Annotated in this window: 9 protein-coding genes; all 9 read right to left on the bottom strand. The window is 61.4% G+C overall.

Annotated elements, in window-relative coordinates; translation table 11 throughout:
* Nucleotides 1-89: 89 nt before the first annotated feature.
* Complete coding sequence (gene menA, locus MN188_RS09465; RefSeq protein ID WP_242108482.1) at nt 90-998, bottom strand: 1,4-dihydroxy-2-naphthoate octaprenyltransferase; 909 nt, start codon at nt 996-998, stop codon at nt 90-92.
* A 258-nt stretch (nt 999-1256) separates the two neighbouring features.
* The gene (locus MN188_RS09470) at nt 1257-1778 is read right to left on the bottom strand and encodes a DUF2478 domain-containing protein (protein ID WP_242108484.1); all 522 of its coding nucleotides are present in this window, start codon (nt 1776-1778) and stop codon (nt 1257-1259) included.
* A gap of 39 nt (nt 1779-1817) precedes the next feature.
* Nucleotides 1818-2345 carry a hemerythrin domain-containing protein gene (locus MN188_RS09475; protein ID WP_242108486.1) on the bottom strand — a complete coding sequence of 176 codons (528 nt, stop codon included), beginning with the start codon at nt 2343-2345 and terminating at the stop codon, nt 1818-1820.
* A gap of 62 nt (nt 2346-2407) precedes the next feature.
* Nucleotides 2408-3205 (bottom strand): peptidylprolyl isomerase, encoded by a 798-nt coding sequence (locus MN188_RS09480; RefSeq protein ID WP_242108488.1) that lies wholly within the window; start codon nt 3203-3205, stop codon nt 2408-2410.
* Between the two features lie 61 nt (nt 3206-3266).
* The gene (narI, locus tag MN188_RS09485; protein WP_242108504.1) at nt 3267-3983 is read right to left on the bottom strand and encodes a respiratory nitrate reductase subunit gamma; all 717 of its coding nucleotides are present in this window, start codon (nt 3981-3983) and stop codon (nt 3267-3269) included.
* Nucleotides 3984-3994: 11 nt separating this feature from the next.
* The gene (gene narJ, locus MN188_RS09490) at nt 3995-4699 is read right to left on the bottom strand and encodes a nitrate reductase molybdenum cofactor assembly chaperone (protein WP_242108506.1); all 705 of its coding nucleotides are present in this window, start codon (nt 4697-4699) and stop codon (nt 3995-3997) included.
* 1 nt (nt 4700) lies between these two features.
* Nucleotides 4701-6224: a nitrate reductase subunit beta gene (gene narH, locus MN188_RS09495; RefSeq protein ID WP_242108508.1), complete on the bottom strand. Its 1524-nt coding sequence runs from the start codon at nt 6222-6224 to the stop codon at nt 4701-4703.
* Complete coding sequence (locus tag MN188_RS09500) at nt 6221-9949, bottom strand: nitrate reductase subunit alpha (RefSeq protein WP_242108511.1); 3729 nt, start codon at nt 9947-9949, stop codon at nt 6221-6223. The genes narH and MN188_RS09500 overlap by 4 nt, the downstream gene beginning before the upstream one ends.
* Before the next feature lie 69 nt (nt 9950-10018).
* Nucleotides 10019-11638 (bottom strand): MFS transporter, encoded by a 1620-nt coding sequence (locus MN188_RS09505; RefSeq protein WP_242108513.1) that lies wholly within the window; start codon nt 11636-11638, stop codon nt 10019-10021.
* Nucleotides 11639-11674: the final 36 nt, after the last annotated feature.

An 11674-nucleotide genomic window follows, 5' to 3' on the forward strand; every position in this document is an offset into this window, starting at 1 on the left:
TGGACCCGTTTCGGGCTACCGGCAAACAGAGCCTGCGCAACCCGGTACATGTCAAGTCATCCTGGCCCGTCATTGGTCATGCCAGCGCGCTACCCGATTGCGCCCCCAACCAATCCAAGCAGAAGCAGAATCTGAAAAACACCCGTCCCGGGGATAAGACGATTCAATGTGCGGCAAAGCGGTAGGCGGACCAATGCGCCGACCAAGCCGCCCCCCAGTAACGCAGCGGGCAAAAGCGTGAGCCACGCGCCTGAAAACAGCCCGGCCAGGACCACCGACAGCAACAAAAGCAGGGCGTACAGCACCTTCGATGCGCCCTGCCCCAAAAGGATCGCCAGCGTGCGCCGCCCGGCGCGCGCGTCCGTGACACGATCGCGATGGTTGTTCAGCAGCAGCACCGCCGATGCCGGAAGGCCGACGACTACGCCCAGGTGTAGTGCCTGCGCGTCCACCCGGGCACCGTGAAGATGCATTGTTCCTGCCACAGCCACGACACCGAAAAAGGTGATCACCAGAAGCTCTCCCAATGGCGTGGCGGACAATGGATGCGGACCCATCGAATAGAAAAATCCAAGCGCCAGGGATGTCCCCCCGATTGCCACGATCGGCCAGCCGCCAAGCGCGACAAGGAAGAGCCCCAGAAGCACCGCGACCCCGAAGACCGCAGCGGCGGCGCGACGCACCTGGCTGGGGTTCAAAAGACCCAGAGCGGTCAGCCGCAGCGGGCCCAGCCGATCCGGACCATCCACGCCACGCGCACCATCCCCCGCATCGTTCCACAGGTTCGTACCGATCTGGATCGCCACCGATGCACCCATCGCAACCGCCGTCACCCAAGGGGTCCACCCGCCCAGAGAGGCCGCCAACCAACTGCCTGCCGCGACCGGAGTAAGCGACAGGCCCAGTGTCTTGATCCGGGCGGCGATGACCCAGCGCACTGCCGGTGGCAGCGCCTCAAGCCGCGCCAGAGTTGCGGGGTCGATCGAAGTTGTGCCCATGTCACCTGCCCCATGTGAAGTGACACGATAGCTATACGCCCTCAAATCGCGCTGCAAGACGGCGGCGGCGTGACCCCTCCCGCCACAAAGCACTCGTTGCCTCGGAAGCTCGGTCAAGCCTGCGCATCAAGGGTTCGTTTCAGGGCAGTTTGTCCCGAAACGCAGGCTTTTCATAACCCGACTTTGCCAAGAACTATCAACGGGACGAAGCCATATAGCGCCCAAAGCCAGGTGCATTTCGACGTCGGCCGCGAAGGGTCACACCGTCTTGGCGCGCAGGGGGCTGTGGGTGAACACCCAATCCTCGAGGCTTTTCAGGTCGGGCGGCAAGTTCTGCGCAAGTCCATCGGCAAAGGTTTCGAACGCAGCTTGGTTAAGCTTGTTGGTGCCAACCAAAACCGGAATATCGCGCGCCAGGGCGTCGGCGATCACAGTGCGAAAACCGTGCCCCTCAGCCTCGTGTTTCCCGAATTTGTTGACGATCAGGCAATCAGCCCCCGAGGCAAGGTCCGCCCCGACCAGTCCAACTGCAGTTTCCAGCGCGCCTACGTCCAGCCGGCACCCCGAAGATCCGCGGCCCAGGTTTTGCGATATTCGCAGCACAGAACCGTCAGGCAGAACCTTCACATCCATGTCACAGGGCCCGTCGTAGTCGCGTTCGGTGTCGATCTGCACAGTGCCAGACGGGCGATAGCCGCGCGCCACCAGGGACTGCGCCAGTTTGAACAAAAGCGAATTCGTATCCCCGCGCCCGGGGGCCATTGTGTAGGCGATGTTCATGTCTTGGGGTCTCTTTCGTCATGCAAGCAGGTGGGTGGTTCATCCAGTATGCGGGCTGTCCCACAAACGACCAAGCCCCCGGCGCTCAAGCATCCCATGCCTGAGCCTGTCGAGGTCTTCTTCGTTCAACCGCAGTTTGGCGATGGGCAGGATGATTGCGTTTTCAAGAACAAGGTGGCGGCGGGCATGGCTCGCGTATTGTTTCAAGGCCATGCGTTCGCCTTCTTCCAATTCGCAGCCCCCCGCCGCGTGTCGTTCCAGGATGGTGATGACGTCCGGCGTATCCTCGGCCGCATGGCTGTGATCGGACAGAAGGCGATGGATCGCCTTGTCGATTTCGTCTTCGGCCTCGCACCGTTTTCGCAAGAGCGGGAACAGGTCCTCTTCTTCGTCCGCCAGGTGAAACGGCAACACCTCTCGAAGGAACGCCAGCACGTCGGACACGTCGTCAGGGTCCACGGCCAGGGCGTTGGATATCCGGTCCAGGACCGCGCAAATCTCACGCTCCTGCAGGTGATCAAGATAGAGGAATTCAAGAGGGTTCCCCAGCTCTCGCAGGTTGGCCAATGGCGCGGGAAGCGGCCGGCCTGGGTCAGGAGAGGAGGGGCTCATCGCAACATCGGCCCGGGCTACTCGCGCCGCAGGTCCGCGCCGGTTATCTCGGCGCTGGCGACCAGTTTGTTGACGAACGCCTGTGCCTGACGGGCCCAGTTCGTCTTTTGTATCGCATCCGAAATGCGCGGGCGTGCGGTCTCATAGGGAAGCACGGCTCCCTCGGCGACCGCATCCATGCGGATCAGGTGCCAGCCGTGACGGGTCAGCACAGGCTCGGCGGTGATTTCGCCCGCCTTCAGACCACGCAGTGCGTCTTCGAATTCGGGAACCGTGTCGCCGGGTCCAAGCTGGCCCAGCGCGCCGCCCGAAGACTTGGAGCCGCAGTCGGAATTGTCGGTGGCAATATGCGCGAAAGCGCGCGGGTTGGCCTGCACCTTGGCGGCAAGGCCCTCGATGCACGCCTTCGCCTTGGCCGTGGCGGCCTCGTCGCGCGGATCGCAGCTGCACAGGATGTGCGACACTTCCCACAAGGGCGGCGCACGGAACCGCTCCGGGTCGCGATCCCATTCCGTTCGGATCGCCTCCTCGTCCGGCGCCGCACCATCCATTTCGGTGTCGAGAAGGCCCCGGATCAGGGCCTCCTCCTCGGTTTCAAAGCGCCCGGGACCGACTTCGGCCGGGTCGGCCTCAAGCCCCCGCTGCTGCGCTTCTTGCAGCAGAAGGGTCCGGATCGCGACCGCGTTCGCGGCCTTGCGCCAGGCGATGCCCGGTTTGTCGCTGGGCCCGGTGTGGTTTTGTGCCTCGGCGGCGACCACCGTGTGGGGGACCGTTTCACCGTTGACCACAAGGTCGGGGAAAAGTGCTGTGTTCATCTACGTTTCTCCGCCAAACCACCCGGAACTCAGGGGGCAGGGTTACTGTTTGTCCAGGACGTTACGATTTACCACCGGTGCCCGTGCGCGTCGGCAAGGGAACCGTCCGGCGCGAGCGCACGATCTGGTATCCGGGGCGCAGGAAGTAGCGCAGCGGAACCGAGAGCATGTGCACAAGACGCGTGAACGGGAACACCAGGATGATCGTCAGACCCAGGATCAGATGCAGCTTGAACACCAGCGCCACGTCGGTGACGTAGCTGGCCGCGTTACTGTCGAAAGTGAAGATCCCTTGCGCCCAGGACATGAACTTGACCATCTCATGGCCGTCCAGGTGGCCAAGCGAGGCCACGATCGTGAACAGGCCCAGCACCAGCTGACCCAGCAGCATCGCCAGGATCGCAATGTCCCAGGTGCTGGAGGTCTTGCGGATGCGCGGATCGGTCCAGCGACGGTGGAACAGCATCAGGCCGCCCACCAGCGCCATGACGCCTGCAACACCACCAGCCATGACAGCCAGCAGCTGTTTCGCGCCGTGACTGATGCCCATCGCGTCGAAAATCCAGATCGGGGTCAGAAGACCGACCAGGTGACCAAAGAAGATCACCAGAATGCCGACGTGAAACAGGATCGAGCCCATCACCAGCTGCTTGCGACGCAACAGCTGCGACGACGAGGTTTTCCAGGTGAACGGATCACGCTCATAACGCGCGATGCTTCCCACAATCCCGACGCTAAGCGCGATATAGGGGAAGATACCGAAGAGAAAGTTGTGCATAGTAGCCTCCCTTATTCCGCTGCCACATTGGGCGCGGGGTTGGTGGGTTCATCCATTTTGCTGAGCATGTCCCGCACTTGCGGGCAGCCCGCGTTCGGGTCGGGCCCGAAACGGACTTCGCTTTCTTCCCAGACCGCGTCCAGCGCTTCCAGATCATCGGGGTCGACCTCCGGCTCTTCCAGCAACTCGGCAACAGCCGCGCTGTCGGCGGTGACGCCGGCAAGCTGGGAAAGAGCGGCGAACGCAGACACATACAAGCTTTCGCGACGGACAAGCCGTTCGCGAAGAGCGTCAAGAATATGCGCCGCGTCCGCCAAGGTATCCTGCACTTCCGCGAAGGGACGCGTCGACAGGAATTCCAAAAGCACGGGAAGGTGATCGGGCAGTTCCGACGTCACCGGCTCAAAGCCGGCATCGCGGTAGGTCTCGATCAGCGACACCATCGCGCCACCCCGGTCCCGGCTTTCGCCGTGGACATGCTCAAACAGGTTGAGCGAGAGCGTGCGCGAGCGGTCAAACAGCATGACATACTGCTCTTCCAGCTCGAAGATATCACCGCCCTGGATTGCCTCCACCAAGGGACGCAGATCCCGGCGCATCGCCGCGGTCAACCGCGAGTCAGACGCCAGCACGCCGCCGATTTCCGGCATCGCCTCCTGCAGCTCCCGGGTTGGGTAGCTGAGCAGGAGAGAAATGGATTTCAGTGTACGATCCATGTCACTGCACCTCCGTCGGCATCTTCAGGGCTTTCTTGGAGCCGCCAAACAGCGACCCTTTCGAAATCCCGGGCGAACAGGCGTTGCCATCGGTGAAGCCACAGCCGCTGCGCAGCTCATAGGCGTCTTCGACCTGTTCACGGTGCGTGGTCGGGATGACGAAACGATCTTCGTAATCCGCAAGGGCCATGATCTTGTACATGTCCTCGATCGTGCGACCGTCCAGGCCGACGCGCTCGGCGATACCTTCGTCGATCACGCCTTCCACGGTCTTGGACCGCATATAGGCACGCATCGCCAGCATCCGTTCCAGCGCCGTGGCCACAGGGGCCTCGTCACCAGCCGTCAGCATGTTGGCCAGATACCGCAGCGGGATGCGCAGGTTCTTCACGTCCGGCATCGCGCCATCCATGCCGATTGCGCCCGCCTCGGCGGCGTTCTGGATCGGTGACAGCGGCGGGATGTACCACACCATCGGCAGGGTCCGGTATTCGGGATGCAGCGGGAAGGCAACCTTCCAGTCCATCGCCATTTTCCAAACCGGGCTTTCTTGTGCCGACTTGATCCAGTCCTCAGGCACACCATCGGCCCGCGCTGCGGCGATCACCTCGGGATCCTTGGGATCAAGGAACACGTCCAGCTGGGCGTCATAGAGGTCGGTCTTGGCCTCGACATTCGCCGCCTGGTCGATCTTGTCGGCATCATACAGCATAACGCCCAGATACCGGATCCGACCCACACAGGTTTCTGAACACACCGTCGGGTTGCCGCTTTCGATGCGCGGGTAACACAGGGTGCATTTCTCGGATTTGCCGCTTTCCCAGTTGTAGTAGACCTTCTTGTAAGGACAGCCCGAGACGCACATCCGCCAGCCGCGACACTTTTCCTGGTCGATCAGGACAATGCCGTCTTCCTCGCGTTTGTAGATCGCGCCCGAGGGGCAGCTGGCCGCACAGGCCGGGTTCAGGCAGTGCTCACACAGACGGGGGAGATACATCATGAAGGTGTTCTCGTATTCCCCATAGATCTCCTTCTGGATGCCCTCGAAGTTGTAGTCCTCGGACCGCTTGGCGAACTCGCCGCCCAGGATCTCTTCCCAGTTCGGACCCTTCTCGATCTTCTCCATCCGCTCGCCGGTGATCTTGGAACGCGGGCGTGCGGTCGGGAACGCCTTCATCTCAGGCGCCGACTTCAGATGGTCATAGTCGAAATCGAACGGCTCATAGTAATCGTCGATTTCAGGCAGATCGCGGTTGGCGAAGATGTTGGACAGGATCCGCCATTTCGCGCCCTGCTTGGGCTGAAGCTTGCCGGACTTGGTCCGCTCCCATCCGCCGTTCCAACGGTCCTGGTTTTCCCAGTCGGTCGGATAGCCGGTGCCGGGCTTGGTCTCAACGTTGTTGAACCAAGCGTATTCGACACCGTCGCGCGACGTCCAGACGTTCTTGCAGGTGACTGAGCAGGTGTGGCACCCGATGCATTTGTCGAGGTTCAGCACCATGCCGATTTGCGCACGAACTCTCATTGTGCGGACTCCTTGTTGTCTGCGGGTTGGTCAAGCCAGTCGACCTTGCGCATCTTCCTGACGACGACGAATTCATCCCGGTTCGCACCGACGGTTCCGTAATAGTTGAAACCATAGGATTGCTGGGCATATCCGCCGATCATGTGGGTCGGTTTGAGCGTGGTGCGGGTCACCGAGTTGTGGATACCGCCACGATTGCCGGTCTTTTCAGATCCGGGCGTGTTCACGATCTTCTCCTGAGCGTGGTACATGAAGGTTGTTCCGTCCTTCATCCGCTGCGACACCACCGCACGGGCCGTCAGCGCCCCGTTGGTGTTGTACAGCTCGACCCAGTCGTTATCCACGATCCCCGCCGTTTTGGCGTCGTTCTCGGAAATCCAGATCACCGGACCACCCCGGTTGAGCGTCAGCATCAACAGGTTGTCAGAATAGGTCGAGTGGATGCCCCATTTCTGGTGCGGAGTGATGAAATTCAGAACCAGCGTGTCTTCCGCATCCTGCACCTCCGGGTTGACCGTCTTAAGGTCGACCGGGGGACGGTAGGACATGAAGCCTTCGCCAAATGCCCGCATCCACAGGTGATCCTGATAGAGCTGCTGGCGACCGGTCAGCGTCCGCCACGGGATCAGCTCATGCACGTTGGTGTAACCAGCGTTGTAGCAGACCTCCTCGCTCTCGATCCCCGACCATGTCGGCGACGAGATGATCTTGCGCGGCTGGGCTGCGATGTCGCGGAAGCGGATCTTTTCGTCTTCCTTCGGCTTGGCCAGGTGCGTGTGGTCCAGGCCAGTGGCCTCGCTCAGCGCGCTCCAGGCTTTCACGGCCACTTCGCCGTTGGTCTCGGGCGCCAGCATCAATACCACTTCGGCGGCGTCGATGTCGGTCTCGATCTTGGCGCAGCCCTTGGCCGGGCCATCTTCCCACACACCGTTCAACTCGCGCAGGTGCTGCACTTCGTGCTTGGTCTTCCAACCGATACCTTTGCCGCCATTGCCCAGCTTGTCCATCAGCGGTCCAAGCGCCACGAAGCGGTCATAGATCGCGCCGTAGTCCCTTTCGACAGTGATGAAGTTCGGCGCAGTCTTGCCCGGAATCAGGTCGCATTCGTCCTTCTTCCAGTCCATGACCACGTCCTGGGCCAATTCGCCGGGCGTGTCGTGCAGGATCGGCATCGCGACCAGGTCGGTCTCCTCGCCCAGATAACCCGGCACGATTTCCTGAAGCTTCTTGGCGATCGCCTTGAAGATTTCCCAGTCCGACTTCGATTCATACGCCGGATCAACAGCCGCCTGCAGCGGGTGGATGAACGGGTGCATGTCCGAGGTGTTCAGGTCATTCTTCTCGTACCAGCTGGCCGTCGGCAACACGATGTCCGAATAGACAGCGGTGGTCGACATACGGAAGTCGATGGTTACCAGAAGGTCGAGTTTGCCGCGCGGGGCGTCCTCGTGCCATTTGGCTTCCTTCGGCAACTGCCGACCTTCTTCGCCCAGGTCCTTGCCCATCACACCGTGATCGGTGCCAAGCAGGTGCTTGAGGAAGTATTCGTGGCCCTTGCCGGACGACCCCAACAGGTTCGAGCGCCAGACGAAGAGGTTGCGCGGCCAGTTCTCGGGCGCGTCAGGGTCTTCGCAGGACATCTCAAGCTTGCCGGATTTCAGCTGATCCGCAACGTATGCGGCGGCCTCTTTCTTCGAAGCTTTCGCCTTGCGGGCAACTTCCAGAGGATTGGTCTTCAGCTGCGGGGCCGACGGCAACCACCCCATCCGCTCAGCGCGGATGTTGTAGTCGATCATGTTGATGTCCCAGTCGCCTTCTGGCGCGGTGGGCGACAGGATCTCGTCGGCTTCCAGCGTCTCGTAGCGCCACTGATCGGTGTGGGCATACCAAGCCGAAGTGGAGTTCATCTGCCGTGGCGGGCGACCCCAGTCCAGGCCAAAGGCCAGCGGCAACCAGCCGGTCTGCGGACGAAGCTTTTCCTGGCCCACATAGTGCGCCCAGCCGCCGCCCGATTGGCCGACGCAACCGCACATCACCAGCATGTTGATGACACCCCGGTAGTTCATGTCCATGTGATACCAGTGGTTCATCGCCGCACCGATGATGATCATCGACTTGCCGTTGGTCTTCTCGGCGTTCTGCGCGAATTCACGGGCAACATGGGTGATCTTGTCGGCGGAAACGCCGGTGATCTTCTCGGCCCAGGCCGGGGTGCCCGGCACGTCGTCGCCGTAATCCTTGGCAACCCAGTCGCCGCCCAGACCACGATCAAGACCGTAGTTGGCGCAGAACAGGTCGAACACGGTGGCCACCTTGACCGGGCCGTCCGCGGTTTCGATCACCTTCACCGGGATGTTGCGCGTCAGCACGTTGGGGCGTTCGTCCCCTGTGCTGAAGTGCTCGGTCGCGACGCCGCCGAAATACGGGAAATCGACCCCGGCAACTTCGTCGTGATCGCCGTCAAGAACCAGCGACATGTTCAGCTTGGTTTCAGCCTCGGCGGCTTTCTCCTCAAGGTTCCATTCGCCGTCTTCGCCCCAGCGGTAGCCGATCGAGCCGTTCGGTGCGACCAGCTCGCCGGACACTTCGTCCAGCGCGACGGTCTTCCATTCCGGGTTGTTTTCTTCGCCCAGCTTGCCGTCCAGATCATCGGCACGCAGGAAGCGGCCCGGGATCAAACTGCCGCCTTTTTCTTCCAGCTTCACCAGCATCGGGAAGTCGGAGTATTTTCGGGTGTATTCTTCGAAATACTCGGCCTGATGATCCAGGTGGAATTCGCGCAGGATCACGTGGCCGAAGGCCATCGCAAGTGCAGCGTCGGTACCCTGTTTGGCGTTCAGCCAGACATCGCCGAATTTTGCGGCTTCCGAATAGTCGGGGCAGATCACCGCCGACTTGGTGCCTCTGTAACGTGCTTCGGTATAGAAATGCGCGTCAGGCGTCCGCGTTTGCGGCACGTTCGAGCCCCAAAGCAGCAGGTAACCCGCGTTGTACCAGTCGGCACTTTCCGGCACGTCGGTCTGTTCGCCCCAAGTCATCGGCGAGGCCGGCGGAAGGTCACAATACCAGTCATAGAAGCTCATGCAGACGCCGCCAAGCAGCGACAGATAGCGCGAGCCGGCTGCGTAAGACACCATCGACATCGCCGGGATCGGCGAGAAGCCGAAGACACGGTCAGGGCCGTAGGTCTTGGCGGTATAGGCGTTCGCGGCGGCGGTGATTTCGGTGGCCTCGTCCCACGTGGCGCGCACGAAGCCGCCCTTCCCACGGGTCTCGACATAGGACGCGCGCAGGATCGGATCATCCTGAAGCGCGGTCCAGGCCTCGATCGGGCCCATCGTTTCGCGCATGCGGCGCCAGACGCGCATCAGCTTGCCGCGCACCAGCGGGTTCTTCACCCGGTTGGCGGAATACAGATACCAGGAGTAGCTTGCGCCACGCGCACAGCCACGCGGTTCGTGGTTGGGCAGATCGGGACGCGTGCGCGGATAATCCGTCTGCTGCGTTTCCCAGGTCACGATCCCGGATTTCACATAGATCTTCCACGAGCAGGACCCGGTGCAGTTCACCCCGTGGGTCGAGCGCACGACTTTGTCGTGACGCCAGCGGTTCCTATAGGTGTCTTCCCAGTCGCGATTTTCGCGCGTGACCTGACCGTGGCCGTTCGAGAACTGTTCCAGTTCCTTTGACTGGAGAAAGTTCAGTCTGTCGAGCAGATGGCTCATCTCGTGGCTCCTCAACGAGGTGTTCATAGGGCGCGCGCGCCGTTCACCGGCGCGCGCGGAGTGTTTGGATCAGGGGTTCTTCACGTATGCGCCGGGGCGCAGGTAGAACCACCAGTTGATCGCGATGCAGACCGCATAGAAGATCGCAAAGCCGTAAAGCGCGTATTCCGGATGACCGGCTTTCAGCTGCTCACCGAACACCTTCGGGATGATGAAGGCGCCATAGGCGGCGACGGCGGCCGTCCAACCCAGAGCCGGGCCAGCCTGCTCTTTGTTGAACACCATCGCGATGGTGCGGAAGGTCGAGCCGTTGCCGATACCGGTGGCAGCGAACAGGATCAGGAACAGGCCCAGGAACGGGTAGAAGTACTGTTCCGGCGTGGCCGAAGCGTATGCCTGCTGGATGAAGTAGGCGACACCCAGGGCCGAGCCGACCATCACGATCGAGATCCACTGGGTCACACGTGCGCCACCCAACCGGTCAGCCATCATGCCGCCGATCGGACGGATCAGCGCACCGATGAACGGGCCCATCCAGGCGAACATTAGGGCCGACGGGCCATTCGGGTTCACCGCGTCGTGCATCATCACACCATCAGCGCCGGCAACGTGCGTGAAGCCGAACACAACCTTGATGGTCAGCGCCAGAGCGGCCGAGTAGCCGATGAACGAGCCGAAGGTCATGGTGTAGATCACGGTCATCGCCCAGGTGTGCTTGTTGCCAAAGATCTTGTACTGACGGCTCAGGTTCTGGCCGACGGCACCCGGGATCATCTTCAGACCAAGAACGGTCGCCGCGATGACGATGGGCAGCACGATCCATTTCGAAACACCGAAGCCCGACGTCGGCAGGCCGCCGTCAACTGTCGGCAGCAGCAGCCACAGGCCGAAGGCCGCGGTGATGAAGCCGATCATCAACATGCCGGTGATCGTGGCAAAGGCGCCAAGCGGGTTCGGGATGTTGGGCGACACGTGTTCGTCGCGGATGTTGTTCATTCCGAACCAACCGATGACAGCCAGCGGGATGAGGAAAACCAGCCAGATCAGGCCGGCGTTCTGGATATAGGTCTCGGTCCCGGCCGGGATTTTCCCGATCAGCGTGCCCGAGGTGTTTACCAGCGTGCGGCTTTCGCCCCCGAAGATACCCATGGTCATGGCCAGCGGGATCAGGATCTGCATGGTGGTCACACCAAAGTTGCCCAGACCAGCGTTCATGCCCAGCGCATAGCCCTGGATCTTCTTCGGATAGAAGAAGCTGATGTTGGACATCGAGGAGGAGAAGTTACCGCCACCGATACCCGACAGGAAGGCGAGCAGTTGGAAGTACCACAGCGGGGTGTCGGGGTCTTGCAGCGCAAGACCGGCACCGATCGCCGGGATCATCAGAAGCGCGGTTGTAAAGACGATAGTATTTCGTCCGCCCGCGATCCGAATGAAGAAAGTCGAGGGGATACGAAGCGTCGCACCAGTCAGGCCGGCGATTGCGCCTAGCGTGAACAGGTCGGATTTCGCAAATCCGAAGTCCAGGTTCACCATTTGCACGGTGATGATGCCCCAATAGAGCCAAACGGCAAAGCCACACAGCAAGCTGGGGATTGATATCCACAGGTTGCGCGTGGCAATCGCCTTGCCGGTCGAGGCCCAGTAGCCCTCGTCCTCAATGTTCCAGTTTCTTAGGTCTTGTCCCACGTGTCACCCTCCTAGTGGCGAGGTTGGGGCGGGCCT

This window comes from Aliiroseovarius subalbicans (assembly GCF_022678625.1).
GTDB lineage: Bacteria > Pseudomonadota > Alphaproteobacteria > Rhodobacterales > Rhodobacteraceae > Aliiroseovarius_A > Aliiroseovarius_A subalbicans.